The following is a 13,755-nucleotide window of genomic DNA, read 5'->3' on the forward strand; positions in this document are numbered from 1 at the left end:
ACAACTTGACAAGGATACTACATAGGAGACGGGTGGTTGAACCGCAGCGGGATGTCGCCACGGTTCAACCACCGATCACTGTTTGGTGCGTGCTAGGAAACCGGTACGACGAGCCCGCCCCAGGTGTCCTGCTCGAACTGGGCAACCTCGGGCGAGGTGAGCAGCTCGTACAGCTTCTGGATGCGCGCGTCACCCTTCAGCTCGGGACGCGTCGCGAGGATGTTGAAGTACGGGCTGGAGTCACCCTCGATCAGGATGGCCTGGTCGGACGTGAGGCCGGCGGGCAGTGCGAACGAGATCGTGACGAACGCGGCATCCACATCGGGAAGCGCCTGCGGCAGAGTGGCGTTCTCGATCTCGACGAACTCGAACTTCTTGGGGTTGTCGGTGATGTCGTTCAGCGTGGTGGCGCCGTCGGCAATCGAGATCAGCCCTTCATCAGCGAGCAGACCAAGGGCACGGCCCTCGTTGGTCGGGTCGTTCGGGACGGCGATCTTCGCCCCGCTCTTCAGGTCGCTGAGGCTCGTTACCTTGTCGCTGTAGAAGGCGGCGCTCGGCAGGTAGGCCTCGCCAATGCTGATCAGGTCGCTACCCGTCGAGTCGTTGTAGTTCGCCAGGAAGGTCGCGTTTTGGAACAGATTCGCGTCGATCGACCCGTCGCTCAGCCCGATGTTGGGGGTGTTGTAGTCGGTGAACTCCTGGAACACGATCTCGAGGCCGGCGTCTGCAGCCAGGTTGTCCTGCACGAACTTCAGGATGTCGCCCGCCGGAGTCGCCAGCGCACCAACGGTGATCACGCCGAGGCTGCCATCGGCGGCCGCGGTCGAGTCGGCAGCGGGGGTCGAGGCGCAGCCGGACAGGCCGAGGGCAACGACGGCAGCGGAGGCGGCAATCGCGAGGCGTGCGCGTCGGGGGAAAGTGAATCGCATGGTGTGTCTCTCTCTTGGGTGTGGCTGTGGTGCGCAGACCGGTGAATCAGGCGCGCGTGCGGATGCTGCGGAAAAGTGAACGGTTGGTGGCATCCACTCTCGAAATATCGACGGACCGCCGGGCAAACCGGCGAGCGAAGTAGGTGGCGACGGCCTGCAGAATCATCACGATCACGAAGGTGATGATGATGACGGCGGTCATATGGATGACGCTGTACCTCTGGTAGCCGTAGCGGATGGCGACGTCACCCAGCCCGCCGCCAGCAACGGTTCCCACCATCGCCGAGAAGTTGATGATCGAGGTGACGGTGGTCGACAGGCCCAGGATGATGGACGACAGCGCCTCCGGCACCTGCACCTTCGAGACGACATGCCATCGGGTGGCGCCGAGCGAATCCGCCGCCTCGATCAGGCCAGAGTCGACCTCCTTGATCGAAATTTCGACCATGCGCGCGAAGAACGGGATCGCGACGACCGACAACGGCACAATCGCCGCGGTCGAGCCGATGAAGGTGCCGACCACGAGTCGCGTGAACGGGATGAGCGCCACCATAAGGATGATGAACGGCACGGAGCGACCGAGGTTGACGATGAAGTCGAGCACGCGGTTGATCACAACGCCGACGGCCCGCGAGCCGAACGGTCGCTCGAACACTCCCCCAGCCTCGGTTCCGACCAGGATGACGCCGATCGGGAGCCCGACGATGACGGTGACGAGCAGCGCAACGCCGACCATGTAGAGGGTCTGGCCGGTACCGGCGAGCAGCACCTGGAACAGTCCCTCCCAGAAGCCCGGAGCATTCGGATCGATCATTCGACGACCTCCACGAGCAGGTCCCGCGAACGAAGGTCGGCGATCGCCGCCGCATTCGCCTCGGGCGAGCCTGGCAGCTCAAGTCGGGTGCGACCGGCCTGGCTGCCGCCAATCGTCTCGATGACGGCGCCGAGGATGCTGACGTCGAGCCCGTGCGTCCTCGCGAGCTGCGAGATCACGGGTCGGTCTGCCGTGCCGCCGCTGAACGTGATGTCGATGACCGTGCCGCCGGAGCGTGGCGCAACCGGGCCGAGCGGGAAGAGGTCGCGTGCCAGCCGCGAACCAGGCCGCGAGATGAGGTCGACGAGTCTGCCGGTCTCGACGATGCGTCCCTGCTCGAGAAGTGCGGCCGAGCTGCAGATCGTCTTGACGACGTCCATCTCGTGGGTGATGAGAAGGACGGTCAGGCCAAGCTCCGCGTTGATGGTCTTCACCAGTTCGAGGATGGAGCGCGTGGTTTCAGGATCGAGCGCTGAGGTCGCCTCGTCGGAGAGCAACACATCGGGCTTCGATGCCAGCGCACGCGCGATGCCAACGCGCTGCTTTTGGCCGCCAGACAATTGCGACGGGTACGAGCCCGACTTGTCCGAGAGGCCCACGAGATCGAGAATTTCGGATGATCGCCGTGAGCGCTCCTTCGAGTCGACCCCCGCGATTTCGAGCCCCAGCTCGACGTTGCCGCGCACGGTGCGGCTCGACAGCAGGTTGAAGTGCTGGAAGATCATGCCGATACTGCGACGGGCGGCGCGCAGCTCTGACACGGAAAGGTCGGTGAGCGTGCGGCCCGCAACATGGACCGAGCCCGAGTCCGGGCGCTCCAGCATGTTGACCGTGCGGATCAGCGTGCTCTTGCCTGCGCCGCTCTGCCCGACGACTCCGAAAATCTCGCCAGCCGCGACATCCAGGCTCACATCATCGAGCGCGCGCACCGGATTGTCGGCGCGCCCAAAAGACCTGCTGACGTGCTGGAGTTGAATCATCCCTGTTCCCGGGTCGTGTGTGAAAGTCACACGACAGCGGGCGACGAAGTATCAAGTCTCGCCGAAAGCGCTGTGCGGGGCGAACTCGTTACAGAATGTTGCGGCGACTACTCCGCGGTGTTCGCCGTGGGCAGTTCGAGCGGGATCGCCGGGCAGTCTTTCCACAGTCGCTCGAGCGAGTAGTACAGGCGGTCTTCCTCATGAAAGACATGCACGATGACGTCGCCGAAGTCGAGCAGGATCCAGCGCCCCTCGGCGCGACCCTCCCGGCGAAGAGTCTTGGCACCGGCTTCGAGCATCTTGTCTTCGATTTCGCCGGCGATAGCCTGCACGTTGCGCTCATTGCGCCCCGTCACGAGCAGGAAGATGTCGGTGAGTGGAAGGGGGCCGGAAACGTCGAGAGCGACGAGGTCTTCGCCCTGTTTCGCGTCTGCGGCGAGAGCCGCGACGTTGAGAAGTTCGCGGGCGCGCGAAGTGGCAGTCACATGATCCTTAGTGGGAGATGAATAAGCAAGGGAGGAAAATCAAAAAACGTTGAAGGCGAACGCCGCCACCAACAGGCCGGCGACGACAACGGCAAGCGACGACGCCGCAATGAGGAGTCCGGTGAGGGCTTTCGTGCCCTTGGGCTTCTGGGTATGAGTAACACCATTCGCAGAAGTGTGGGTGCTCACCGCACGGATGGCGCGCACCGGCGACGAGTCTGTAGAAATGATCTCAGCATCGCCGAGGTCGAACAGCGCGTCCATGCTATCGCCGTCGAACCGATCGGACTGTCCGGTCGATGACAACGTGCGAGGCAGGTCGATCGAGCCGGTGATCATGATCTCGCCGGTGCCGGTGAGCGGCCCACGAATGTCTGCACCATCCGGGACGGACGGCAAAACCAGCGCATTAGTGGTGAGGATGCCGCTGCCGATGGTGCGACTGATGTTGCCCTCGGACGGGGCATCTTCGTCGACCTCGCCCTGTGCAGACCAGTGGCCCATGGGCGGAGTCCAGCTCGACTCAGACGCGGGTGACGCGGCAGGCTTCGGTTCGACCTCTGAGACGAGGCTGTCGACAGACTCCTTGGTCATGGAGTCGAAGTCGGCGCTGGCATCCGTCACCGCAGCGCTTGCCTCCGCCGGAGCTTCCGCTGGAGCCAGTGGATCGACCAGATCGGCGGGCGCTGTGGCATCGTCGTCGGCCGGGGGGACGTATGGGGGCGGAAGGAGGTTTGTCGCAGCCGCCTGCGGCAGCGCGGGAGGAACCTGGAACAGAGCGTCAAAGGGACTCAGGGCAGGCGCCGCGAAAGCAACCTCGTCAACTGCAGCTGCGTCGTCTGCAGCTGCCTCTTCGCTGCTACCGACGGCGACGGTCGGCTCGACCAGTGTCGGAGGAGCCTCGGTGCTTTCGGCTACCGGCTCGTCGGCGTCGGCGCTGTCAACGACGGCAGGCTCACTGTCAACCGCGAGCTCCTTGTCGTTGTCATCGTCGAAGTCTGTCTCGACGAACACTGCCGCTGCGGCTCCGGTGAGCGAGCCATCTGGCCCGAACTCCGGCAACTGCGGTGCTGGCTGCGACGCAGCAGCACGCTGCGCCTCCAGTGCGCGCAGCTCACGACGGGTCATGGTGTGCTCGGGGAACGGGAGCTCCCCTGGTTCCGACGCGGCTTCGTCGCGCACGGGCTCTGGCTCCGGAGTTGCCTCGGGCGCTGGCTCGTCGGGTGCGGCGAACGCCATCGCCGAGGCGGGAGAAACCGATGGCACGATCGTGTCTTGCAGGGCCGACTCGGGAACAAAGAACTGCGGGCGTGACGTCACAACAGGCGCATCACTCATCGATGGTGGCCTGAACGACGACACCGTAGCGGCATCGTCAACCGCGTCGGCTCCCTCGCGGGCGGGCTGGGCTGCGGGTTGTGGCATCCATTGAGCACCGGGCTGTGGAGCAGAGCGCCGACCCTCAGGGCTGAAGTCGCGCACGCGGTATGCGGGGCGGTCAACCTGCTGGATGGCCTGCGTGGGAGGCAGATCGTCAGACTGCTCGCTCGCTGCCGCAGGGTCAGTTTCTGCCTTCTCGGCAACGCGAGGCGCACGATTCGTGAAAGTCGGCCCGTCGTAGCTGGGAACGGGAATTCTTTGCGGGAGGCGAATTTCGACGGTCTCCGTTACAGCGGCCGGCGAGCCTGCTGGCGCCGCAGCGCGACGACCACGGGGAGCTGCAGACACTGGGGCAGCCGTGCTGGCATCGGTCTGCGATGAGTCGCCGTCGACGGAGTAGACCTGGGGACCATCGGGTTGCTCGTCTGTGAACTCCGCCTGGCCTGGGCCTTCCTGGCGCTCGCTCTGGCGAGCCGCGCGCCGAGATTGCGGCTGCGATTCGTGGAAAGTCGTCATGAAATACTCCGATACAAATGGTGCTTGGCGATGTACTGAACCACACCATCCGGAACCAAATACCAGACCGGGAAGCCCCCGCTTACCCGGTTTCGGCAATCCGTTGATGAGATAGCCAGCGCAGGCACTTCCAACGAGCTTACGCCTTGCTCTGGTAAACCGCTAATAGTCAGCGGATGACCAGGCCGTGATACAGCCACGAAATGTGCGAGTGACCACACCTCTTCTACATCTTTCCATTCCAGAATCTGTGCAACAGCGTCTGCGCCGGTGATGAAGAAGAGGTCTGCGTCCGGTCGCGCCTTGCGAATATCGCGCAGCGTATCGATCGTGTAGGTCGGCCCGGAGCGATCGATATCGACCCTGCTTACCGTAAACCGTGGATTCGCGGCCGTCGCGATGACCGTCATGAGGTAGCGGTGTTCACCCTCAGTTACCGTCTTCTTCATCCACGGTTTTCCCGTGGGTGCGAAGATGACCTCATCGAGGTCGAACTGCTGCTGCACTTCACTCGCAGCAACGAGGTGGCCGTTGTGGATGGGATCAAAAGTGCCGCCCATAACGCCGACGCGCGCCCGTCGAGGAGCTTCAGAATCGAGGCCTGATTCGCCCATCGAAGCTGGTTCGGCCATTGAAGCTCGAGAGCCCTAGTGTCCGGCGCCGTGCGTGTCGCTGGACTTGCTGGGGCCCTGGCCCTGGCGGTTCGCTACATCGCGAAAGCTCCACACCACGAATCCGAGAGCCACGAAGATCGCGACCGCAACGCCAGCGAAAGCCAGCGGGGGCATGAGAAGTGGTGCGAGTTCATGGAGTTCCTCGGTGCTAGCAGCGAGGGTGACGAGCAGCGACATTTTTCTCCATTCGGGGGTGCTGTTAAATACTAGCTGCGAACGTGACCGGAACCGCGCACGACCCACTTTGTACTGGTGAGTTCCGGCAATCCCATGGGGCCTCTCGCGTGAAGCTTCTGGGTCGAGATGCCCACCTCAGCACCGAAGCCGAACTCGCCACCATCGGTGAAGCGCGTCGAGGCGTTCACCATGACGACCGCGGAATCCACTTCGGCAAGAAACCGTTCGGCCCTCGCAACATCGTTGGTGAGAATCGATTCGGTGTGATGAGTCGAGTACGTGCGAATGTGGTCGATCGCCTGGTCAAGGTCGTCGACCACGCGCACAGCGAGATCGAGGCTCATGTATTCGGTAGCCCAGTCGTCAGCCGTGGCCGCGACGGCATCCGGAAACAGCGCCAGCGTGCGCTCGTCAGCATGGATCGTCACACCGGATGCCCGCAGCCTCGCGAGCACCGGCGGAAGCAGTGTTGCCGCGGAACCCTGGTGCACAAGCAGCGTTTCGAGAGCGTTGCAGACGCTCGGGCGTTGCACCTTCGAATTGTGGACGATCTCGACGGCCTGATCCAGGTCGGCGGATTCATCGAGGAAGATGTGGACGATCCCGGCTCCGGTCTCGATGACGGGAACTGTCGACTCAGCGACGACGGTGTTGATGAGGTTGGCGCTGCCCCGAGGGATCAGAACGTCGACGAAACCGCGGGCGCGCATGAGTTGCTGCGCGCCATCGCGCCCGAACTCGTCGATGGTCTGCACGGCCTCGACAGGGAGCCCTGACGCGAGAAGCGCGGACTGGATCACCTCGACGAGCACCCTGTTCGTGTCTTCGGCAGCTGAGCCACCTCTCAGCACCACCGCGTTGCCGCTCTTGAGCGTCAGGGCAGCGATGTCGATCGTCACGTTTGGGCGCGCTTCGTAAATCGCGCCGACTACGCCGAAGGGCACGCGGATCTGGGTGAGTTTGAGGCCGTTCTCCAGCGTCGATCCGCGCACGACATCGCCTACCGGGTCAGGCAGCGCGACGATCTGCTGCACGGCGTCCGCGAGCGACGCCAGACGTTTGTCGTCGAGGCGGAGGCGATCCTGCAGTCCCTCGGTCATGCCGTTTTCCCGCCCGCGGGCGACATCCAGCTCGTTCGCCTCGAGGATGCGTGCCGAGTTGCTCACCACCGCGTCGGCGATGAGGGTGAGCGCAGCATTCTTCTGGCTTGTCGTTGCCACGGCGAGAGCGCGCGCGGCATCGCGGGCGGCTTCGAGCTTGTCAGCGAGCAGGGGTGTGAGGGTCTCGGCCATGGCTGAAGTTTATCCGCGCCGTGACGCACGCTCACGCCGGGGCGGCTCCCGCGCCGTCCCGAGAGCCAGCACCGTTGGAAATTCAGGAAACTGGCGCGACCGCTCGGCGAGATCCGCGCCCCCGTCCCAGCGACGCTGCGGACGGATGCGGATTTCCTGAATTTCCGAAGGTTGGGGCGGGCGGGCGCGCGGATGCGGGCGCGCCGGGGTGCTAGGACGCCGGGTCGAACCAGGTGCCGAGGTCGACACCGATGAGTGCGTCCGAGACGCTTCCCGTGGAGGCGAGCAGCACGGGGATTCCCGCTGTTGCTGCCAGCTTGGCTGCCGCAACCTTGGTTCCAGCGCCGCCGGTTCCGACCCCGGCCGAACCGATGTCGCCGAACGTCACCCCGGCGAGGTCGTCCGCGAAGTCGACGTGGTCGATCTTGAGGGCACCGGGCTCGCCGGGCGGCCGGGTGTACAACGCGTCGATGTCGCTCAACAGCACAAGCACGTCGGCCTGAACCAGAATTGACACGAGCGCCGCGAGCCGGTCGTTGTCGCCAAACCGGATCTCGTGCGTGGCGACGGTGTCGTTCTCGTTGACGATCGGCAGGATGCGCAACCCCAGCAGCCTCTCCATGGCACGCTGCGCATTGCTGCGGTGAGTGGGGTTCTCCATGTCGCCCGCCGTCAGCAGAATCTGCCCGGCAACCACCGAGTAGCGCGACAGGCTTTCCTGGTAGCGGTAGATGAGCACGTTCTGCCCGACCGCCGCGGCGGCCTGCTGGGTCGCGAGGTCGGTGGGCCTGCCATCCAGCTTCAGGTACGGGATGCCCGTGGCGATCGCCCCGGACGACACCAGTATTACTTCGCAGCCTCGAGCGTGCGCCGCCGCGAGGGCGTCGACGAGTGGCGCGATCTGGCCCACGTTCGGCCCGCTGACCGACGACGAGCCCACCTTCACGACTATGCGTCGTGCTGTGGCCAGGTCGGCCCGGGACCGGACGGTACTAGTCACTGAACTGCTCGGACTCGTCGGAGCCGTCATCAGACGAATCCTTTTTCGCGCCGCGATCCTTGTCGATGGCGAAACCTTCGTCGTCGACCCAGATGCCGGCGGTGCGCTCGGCCTGGAGTTCGGCGCGGGCGGCGCTCTTGGCATCCATGCGCTCGAGGTAGGTCTGGCGGCGCTTGCGGTTGGTCTCTCGCTTGTTGTCGTCGAGCCTCGAGTCGGTGCCGCGCGGGCTGGTGATGAGTTCGGCGGTTGACGACAGCGTCGGCTCCCAGTCGAATACCACTCCCCCGCCGGCGCCGATCATGACGGTCGAGCCGGGCACGGCACCCGCCTTGAAGAGGTCGTCTTCGACGCCCAGTTTCGCGAGACGGTCTGCGAGGAATCCCACGGCTTCTTCGTTGGCGAAGTCGGTCTGTGCCACCCAGCGCTCGGGCTTGGCACCGATGACCCTGTAGACGTTGCCGAACGTTCCGCCCTCAACCTTGACGACGAAGTCTTTCTCGTTGACGGCACGCGGACGAATGATGATGCGCTGCTTCGTGGGTTCGAGAACCCGTGCAGCACGATCCGCTTCGACGAGCGCAGCCAGTGCGAACGACAGTTCCCGCAGTCCGGCACGCGACACAGCGGATACCTCGAACACGCGATAGCCGCGCCCCTCGAGCTCAGCGGTGACGAAGTCGGCCAGTTCGCGCCCCTCGGGCACGTCGATCTTGTTGAGTGCGATGAGCTGCTCGCGTTCAAGCAGGGGCAGCTGGCCCTCGGGCACAGGATAGGCGGCAAGTTCGGCGAGGATGATGTCGAGGTCGCTGATCGGGTCACGACCGGGCTCGAGTGTTGCGCAGTCGAGAACGTGCAGCAGTGCGGTGCAGCGCTCAACGTGACGCAGGAACTCCAGTCCGAGGCCCTTGCCCTCGCTGGCGCCCTCGATGAGGCCGGGGACGTCTGCGATTGTGTAGCGCGTCTCACCAGACTCGACGACGCCGAGGTTCGGGTGAAGGGTTGTGAACGGGTAGTCGGCGATCTTCGGCTTGGCCGCGCTCATGGCGGCAACCAGGCTCGACTTGCCCGCTGACGGGTAACCGACGAGCGCGACATCCGCGACAGTCTTCAGCTCGAGGAAGACATCGCCTTCGAACCCGGGCGTACCAAGAAGGGCAAATCCGGGCGCCTTGCGCTTGGTGGTGGCGAGCGCCGCGTTTCCGAGGCCACCCTGCCCGCCCTGAGCGACGACCAGCCGAAGGCCGGGCGCGTCCATGTCGAGAAGCTGGTTACCCTCGGCGTCTTTTACGACGGTGCCGACGGGAACCATCAGCAGCATCTCTTCGCCGGATGTTCCGCTCTTGTGGTCGCCCTGTCCAGGCTGGCCGTGATCTGATCTGCGGTGTGGCGCGCGGTGGAAGCCCAACAGCGTCGTTGTGCCGGAATCGCTCAGAAGCACGATGTCGCCACCGTCGCCGCCGTTGCCACCGTCCGGGCCAGCCAGAGGCTTGAACTTCTCACGCTTTACCGAAACACAACCGTTGCCGCCGTGCCCCGCCCGAAGGTGGAGGGTGACCTGGTCGACGAATGACGCCATGGCACTCTCCGTTCTTTGTTAACGAATGATGGCGAGCCGAAGCCCGCCATCATGGTGAAACCTGGGCCCCCGCTGGGCAGTCCGGGCCGTTCAGAGAACAGATCGGCGGGTCAGAAGGGGATTAATCTGCTGTGACGATGTTGATGACCTTGCGGCCACCCTTTGCGCCGAACTCGACCGCGCCTGCGGCCAGTGCGAACAGCGTGTCGTCTCCGCCACGGCCAACGTTGGCGCCGGGGTGGAAGTGGGTTCCGCGCTGGCGGACGATGATCTCGCCTGCGCCGACAACCTGGCCGCCGAAGCGCTTGACGCCGAGGCGCTGTGCGTTCGAGTCGCGACCGTTACGAGTGGAGCTTGCGCCCTTTTTGTGTGCCATTAGTCGACTCCCTACGCGATGCTGGTGATCTTGATACGAGTCTGCTCCTGGCGGTGGCCCTGGCGCTTCTTGTATCCGGTCTTGTTCTTGAACTTCTGGATGACGATCTTGGGGCCACGGAGGTCGTTGAGCACCTCGGCGACGACCTTGACCTTGGCCAGGTCCTTCGCACCGTGGGTGATCTTCTCACCGTCGACAAGCAGCACGGGTACGAGCTCGACGTTGCCGTTCTCGTCACCCTTGATGCGGTCGAGAACGACGATCGTGCCGACCTCTACCTTTTCCTGGCGCCCACCGGCGCGCACAACTGCGTAAACCACTTGGTTTCCCTACCTATTTTGTCGAACCGACCGGATATCCGGTGCGCTCGAACGAATCAATGCAATGAATCAAAACTGTTGGAAGCTGTTGGTGTTCAAAGCGGGCTTGGCCCAGCAGACACCAAGGGTCAACAGTACCCGACAGTGTCGGAGCGGTCAAACCCAATACGCCCCGAAAGGCGTGTCCCCAACACTACAGGTCGATCATGCCCTCGAGTGGCCGCCTAGGAGGGTGATTCTTACGCCAAATCCATAGCAGGATTCCCGCCAGAACCCCCAGGGGCAGTCGCATGACAAACCCGCTGATTGCCTCGGCCAGCGCAACCAGCAGGCCCCGCCCCGCCCCACCGCCGTCGAACTGCGGAAAGGGAAACGAGTTTCCGAAGAAGGAGGTTCCCAGGGTGAACGCGCCCACGATCACGAGCACGGCGCTGACGATAAACACGAGGGTCGATGCGATACCCGTTGCCAGTATCGCGCGCGTGATCACGTGCGGCACTCTCAGCTCTTCAGCGATCGGCGCCACGAGCCAGAGGCTGAGAAAGAATCCGATCCCGAAGGGAACGGCCTGCACGAGCACGTAACCAAACGACAGCAGGTATTGGGTCGGCTGCATCTGCCCGCCAACGGCCAGAAAAACTGTCGCGGCCTGCACGATGCCCTGCGCGACAAGCATCATCGCGACGGCTATGCCGGTGACACCGGAGACGAAAGCGCCGTGTCTGCTCAGCATCTGCTTCACGGTGATCGCCATGGCCCCCATGCTAGCCGTAGAATTTTTGGATGACAGTGTTGATCGATCAGGCGATCTGGCCAGCGCACGACACGGTCTGGGCCCACATTGTGAGCGACACGTCTCTGGATGAGTTGCACGAGTTCGCAGCATCCGCTGGACTCCCCCGCCGCGCCTTCGACCTCGACCATTACGACGTTCCGGCGCGGATGTGGACCGAACTCGTCGCTCGGGGGGCCGAACCGGTCAGCGTGCGGGAGTTCGTGCGCAGGTTGGAGAGCAGCGGCCTGCGGGTGCGCCAGCGGGACCGCTAGCGACTAGCTGCGGTTGAAGATTCGCGACAGCAGGCTCGGCTTCGCTGTCGACTTCTCGCCCTCGTGACCGCGGCAGCGATTATTGCTCGGCACTGACCGCATCACCTGATCGACGTGTTGCCCACATCCAGCCCAGGTCGTTTTCCCGCACTTCTTACACGTGACAGCTCTACACATTTAATTCTCCTTCGCTCGTTGGGACATTGATTACTATACCCCCCGGGGTATAGTGGGTTCATGCAGACTTCCCAGAAAACACTCATCATCGGTGGCGTCGCTGGCGGTATGGCCGCCGCAACGCGGCTGCGTCGGCTCGACGAGAACGCTGAGATCGTCGTCTTCGAGGCCGGCCCGTACGTGTCGTTCGCGAACTGCGGTTTGCCGTATTACGTAGGCGGTGTCATCACCGACCGCGACAAGCTCATCTCTCACTCTCCGGAGACGTTCAACGACAGATTCCAGATCGACGTCAAGCTTCACCACGAAGCCACGGCCATCGATGCTGCCGCCAAGACCGTAACGGTGCACGATCACTCATCCGGCAAGGACAGCACTCACGGCTACGACACCCTCATCATCGCCGCGGGCGCCACGGCGAATTTGCCTGCCGCTGTGGCCTCACCCAGAACCCACACGCTGCGCACGATCGATGACATGGATCGCATCCACGCGATTCTGGATGAGCCAGGCACCTCCTCGGTCGTGATCGTTGGTGGTGGCTTCATCGGTCTCGAGGCGGCAGAGAACATCCGTCATCGCGGATTTGCCACCACCGTCATTCAGCGCGGAGCCCAGGTGTTCCCCACTCTCGACCCCGAGATGGTTGCGCCTCTCGCCGCCGAGCTCGCCGAGCACGGCGTCACCATCCACACCGGAACCCAGGTTCGCTCGGTCGACAACGACATCGTGACCCTGATCGACGGCACACGCATCCAGGCCGATCTGATCATCGACTCCACCGGCGTCGCCCCGAGCGTGACCGTCGCGGCGTCCGCAGGGTTGCGCATCGGCGAGAGCGGCGGTGTTTGGGTCGACGTCAGGCACCGCACAACCGATCCATCGATCTACGCCGTCGGCGATGTGGCCGAGAAGACCGACCTCATCTCGGGTACGGCGACACTCGTCGCACTCGCGGGACTGGCGAACCGTCACGGGCGCGCGGTGGCGGACGCGATAGCTGGCACTGCCGAAGACACCGTGCCCGCCCTCGGCACCTCGATTATCGGTGTGTTCGGAGTCACGGCCGCCTCCACTGGCTGGACCGAGACGCGGCTTGTCGCCAGCGGTCGCCCACACCGCGTCATCCACGTGCATCCTGCCTCGCATGCCACCTACTACCCCGGAGGCTCCCCCCTCGCGATCAAGCTCCTGGTCGATCCTGCGACCGACCTGATTCTCGGCGCCCAGGTCGTCGGCAGGGACGGAGTCGACAAGCGCATCGATGTGCTCGCCGTCGCCATCAGCGCTGGCATCACAGCCTCGCAACTGAAGAACCTGGAACTCGCTTATGCACCGCAGTACGCGTCGGCCAAGGATCCGGTGAACATCGCGGGCTACGTCGCCGAGAACACGGCCTCCGGGCTGGTACCCACCGTGCAGTGGCATGAGGTGGATGCACTGGCCGAGGCCGGAGCGACCATCCTTGACGTGCGTACCGCCGCCGAATTTGAGCGCGGGCAAATTCCCGGAGCGATCAACGTGCCGCTTGATGAGATCCGGGACCGGGTCGCCGAAATCCCGCCAGGCAACGTCATCGTGCACTGCCAGGTGGGCCAGCGCGGAAACACCGCAACGCGCATCCTGACCCAGTCCGGGCACAGCGTGACCAATCTCGACGGCGGCTACCTCACCTGGGCAGCCGGAACCACAACGACAGGACGACTCAGATGACCGACATCACCACCGGCGCTGCCCAGAACGACATGGGAGCGGAACGTGCAGCTCAGCAGAAGAAGGCCGTGAACCGGCTGCGCCGGGCTCAGGGGCAACTCACGGCCGTTATCGCTGCCGTCGAACGCGGCGATGAGTGCCGTGACGTCGTCACCCAACTCGCGGCCGTCTCGAAGGCACTCGATCGGGCCGGTTTCAGCATCGTGGCGTCGGCGATGCGCAACTGCATTGCCGACCCCGACAGCGAAACCATCACGCCGGACGAGCTGGAAAAGATCTTCCTCACGCTCGCCTGAACC

General features: G+C 64.1%; 17 protein-coding genes. 3 read left to right on the top strand and 14 right to left on the bottom strand.

The genetic code is table 11. The annotated features are described in order from the left end of the window. Positions 1 to 92: 92 nt before the first annotated feature. The 13 genes from QMG83_RS09615 to QMG83_RS09675 all read right to left on the bottom strand — a co-directional run bounded on the left by QMG83_RS09615 (position 93) and on the right by QMG83_RS09675 (position 11,273). Positions 93 to 929, bottom strand: a complete 837-nt coding sequence (locus tag QMG83_RS09615) for a MetQ/NlpA family ABC transporter substrate-binding protein (protein WP_283505144.1) — start codon at positions 927 to 929, stop codon at positions 93 to 95. 46 nt (positions 930 to 975) lie between these two features. Beyond that, positions 976 to 1,743, bottom strand: a complete 768-nt coding sequence (locus tag QMG83_RS09620; protein ID WP_283505145.1) for a methionine ABC transporter permease — start codon at positions 1,741 to 1,743, stop codon at positions 976 to 978. Beyond that, positions 1,740 to 2,723, bottom strand: a complete 984-nt coding sequence (locus tag QMG83_RS09625; protein ID WP_283505146.1) for a methionine ABC transporter ATP-binding protein — start codon at positions 2,721 to 2,723, stop codon at positions 1,740 to 1,742. The genes QMG83_RS09620 and QMG83_RS09625 overlap by 4 nt, the downstream gene beginning before the upstream one ends. Before the next feature lie 107 nt (positions 2,724 to 2,830). Beyond that, positions 2,831 to 3,208: a ribosome silencing factor gene (gene rsfS, locus QMG83_RS09630; protein WP_283505147.1), complete on the bottom strand. Its 378-nt coding sequence runs from the start codon at positions 3,206 to 3,208 to the stop codon at positions 2,831 to 2,833. Between the two features lie 39 nt (positions 3,209 to 3,247). Then, a complete protein-coding gene (locus QMG83_RS09635; protein ID WP_283505148.1) occupies positions 3,248 to 5,104 on the bottom strand; it encodes a hypothetical protein in 1,857 nt (618 codons plus the stop codon). Continuing rightward, positions 5,101 to 5,718 carry a nicotinate-nucleotide adenylyltransferase gene (gene nadD / locus QMG83_RS09640; protein WP_283505553.1) on the bottom strand — a complete coding sequence of 206 codons (618 nt, stop codon included), beginning with the start codon at positions 5,716 to 5,718 and terminating at the stop codon, positions 5,101 to 5,103. Before nadD ends, QMG83_RS09635 begins: the two co-directional genes overlap by 4 nt. A 33-nt stretch (positions 5,719 to 5,751) precedes the next feature. Beyond that, positions 5,752 to 5,955, bottom strand: coding sequence for a hypothetical protein (locus tag QMG83_RS09645; RefSeq protein WP_283505149.1), 204 nt, complete (start codon positions 5,953 to 5,955; stop codon positions 5,752 to 5,754). A gap of 29 nt (positions 5,956 to 5,984) precedes the next feature. Beyond that, on the bottom strand, positions 5,985 to 7,247 hold the full coding sequence (locus QMG83_RS09650; protein ID WP_283505150.1) for a glutamate-5-semialdehyde dehydrogenase: 1,263 nt from the start codon (positions 7,245 to 7,247) through the stop codon (positions 5,985 to 5,987). A gap of 211 nt (positions 7,248 to 7,458) precedes the next feature. Further along, positions 7,459 to 8,247: a glutamate 5-kinase gene (proB, locus tag QMG83_RS09655; RefSeq protein WP_283505151.1), complete on the bottom strand. Its 789-nt coding sequence runs from the start codon at positions 8,245 to 8,247 to the stop codon at positions 7,459 to 7,461. After that, positions 8,240 to 9,823, bottom strand: a complete 1,584-nt coding sequence (gene obgE / locus QMG83_RS09660) for a GTPase ObgE (RefSeq protein ID WP_283505152.1) — start codon at positions 9,821 to 9,823, stop codon at positions 8,240 to 8,242. Before obgE ends, proB begins: the two co-directional genes overlap by 8 nt. A gap of 121 nt (positions 9,824 to 9,944) precedes the next feature. Continuing rightward, on the bottom strand, positions 9,945 to 10,199 hold the full coding sequence (gene rpmA / locus QMG83_RS09665; RefSeq protein ID WP_283505153.1) for a 50S ribosomal protein L27: 255 nt from the start codon (positions 10,197 to 10,199) through the stop codon (positions 9,945 to 9,947). An 11-nt stretch (positions 10,200 to 10,210) separates the two neighbouring features. Next, complete coding sequence (gene rplU / locus QMG83_RS09670; protein WP_199280023.1) at positions 10,211 to 10,519, bottom strand: 50S ribosomal protein L21; 309 nt, start codon at positions 10,517 to 10,519, stop codon at positions 10,211 to 10,213. Between the two features lie 193 nt (positions 10,520 to 10,712). Continuing rightward, positions 10,713 to 11,273 (bottom strand): hypothetical protein, encoded by a 561-nt coding sequence (locus QMG83_RS09675; RefSeq protein ID WP_283505154.1) that lies wholly within the window; start codon positions 11,271 to 11,273, stop codon positions 10,713 to 10,715. 29 nt (positions 11,274 to 11,302) lie between these two features. Here QMG83_RS09675 and QMG83_RS09680 point away from each other — a divergent pair, with 29 nt between their 5' ends. Next, on the top strand, positions 11,303 to 11,566 hold the full coding sequence (locus tag QMG83_RS09680) for a DUF4031 domain-containing protein (protein ID WP_283505155.1): 264 nt from the start codon (positions 11,303 to 11,305) through the stop codon (positions 11,564 to 11,566). Between the two features lie 3 nt (positions 11,567 to 11,569). On the opposite strand, the gene QMG83_RS15465 is transcribed toward QMG83_RS09680, so the two are convergent. Next, complete coding sequence (locus tag QMG83_RS15465; RefSeq protein ID WP_502949022.1) at positions 11,570 to 11,743, bottom strand: DUF8730 family Cys-rich protein; 174 nt, start codon at positions 11,741 to 11,743, stop codon at positions 11,570 to 11,572. Between the two features lie 60 nt (positions 11,744 to 11,803). On the opposite strand from QMG83_RS15465, the gene QMG83_RS09685 reads away from it, so the two are divergent. After that, positions 11,804 to 13,456 (top strand): FAD-dependent oxidoreductase, encoded by a 1,653-nt coding sequence (locus QMG83_RS09685; RefSeq protein ID WP_283505157.1) that lies wholly within the window; start codon positions 11,804 to 11,806, stop codon positions 13,454 to 13,456. Next, positions 13,453 to 13,752, top strand: a complete 300-nt coding sequence (locus QMG83_RS09690) for a metal-sensitive transcriptional regulator (protein WP_283505158.1) — start codon at positions 13,453 to 13,455, stop codon at positions 13,750 to 13,752. Before QMG83_RS09685 ends, QMG83_RS09690 begins: the two co-directional genes overlap by 4 nt. Positions 13,753 to 13,755 lie beyond the last annotated feature (3 nt).

Source organism: Salinibacterium sp. G-O1 (genome assembly GCF_030063305.1).
In the GTDB taxonomy this organism is placed as follows: Bacteria; Actinomycetota; Actinomycetes; order Actinomycetales; family Microbacteriaceae; genus Rhodoglobus.

Bases quoted from the DNA above. Each gene is read 5' to 3' on its own strand.
- QMG83_RS09620 (WP_283505145.1), bottom strand. From the start codon at position 1,743: ATGATCGATCCGAATGCTCCGGGCTTCTGGGAGGGACTGTTCCAGGTG.
- QMG83_RS15465 (WP_502949022.1), bottom strand. From the start codon at position 11,743: ATGTGTAGAGCTGTCACGTGTAAGAAGTGCGGGAAAACGACCTGGGCT.
- QMG83_RS09680 (WP_283505155.1), top strand. From the start codon at position 11,303: ATGACAGTGTTGATCGATCAGGCGATCTGGCCAGCGCACGACACGGTC.
- QMG83_RS09615 (WP_283505144.1), bottom strand. From the start codon at position 929: ATGCGATTCACTTTCCCCCGACGCGCACGCCTCGCGATTGCCGCCTCC.
- QMG83_RS09625 (WP_283505146.1), bottom strand. From the start codon at position 2,723: ATGATTCAACTCCAGCACGTCAGCAGGTCTTTTGGGCGCGCCGACAAT.
- QMG83_RS09685 (WP_283505157.1), top strand. From the start codon at position 11,804: ATGCAGACTTCCCAGAAAACACTCATCATCGGTGGCGTCGCTGGCGGT.
- QMG83_RS09650 (WP_283505150.1), bottom strand. From the start codon at position 7,247: ATGGCCGAGACCCTCACACCCCTGCTCGCTGACAAGCTCGAAGCCGCC.
- nadD (WP_283505553.1), bottom strand. From the start codon at position 5,718: ATGGGCGAATCAGGCCTCGATTCTGAAGCTCCTCGACGGGCGCGCGTC.
- obgE (WP_283505152.1), bottom strand. From the start codon at position 9,823: ATGGCGTCATTCGTCGACCAGGTCACCCTCCACCTTCGGGCGGGGCAC.
- QMG83_RS09635 (WP_283505148.1), bottom strand. From the start codon at position 5,104: ATGACGACTTTCCACGAATCGCAGCCGCAATCTCGGCGCGCGGCTCGC.
- QMG83_RS09675 (WP_283505154.1), bottom strand. From the start codon at position 11,273: ATGGCGATCACCGTGAAGCAGATGCTGAGCAGACACGGCGCTTTCGTC.
- rpmA (WP_283505153.1), bottom strand. From the start codon at position 10,199: ATGGCACACAAAAAGGGCGCAAGCTCCACTCGTAACGGTCGCGACTCG.
- QMG83_RS09645 (WP_283505149.1), bottom strand. From the start codon at position 5,955: ATGTCGCTGCTCGTCACCCTCGCTGCTAGCACCGAGGAACTCCATGAA.
- QMG83_RS09690 (WP_283505158.1), top strand. From the start codon at position 13,453: ATGACCGACATCACCACCGGCGCTGCCCAGAACGACATGGGAGCGGAA.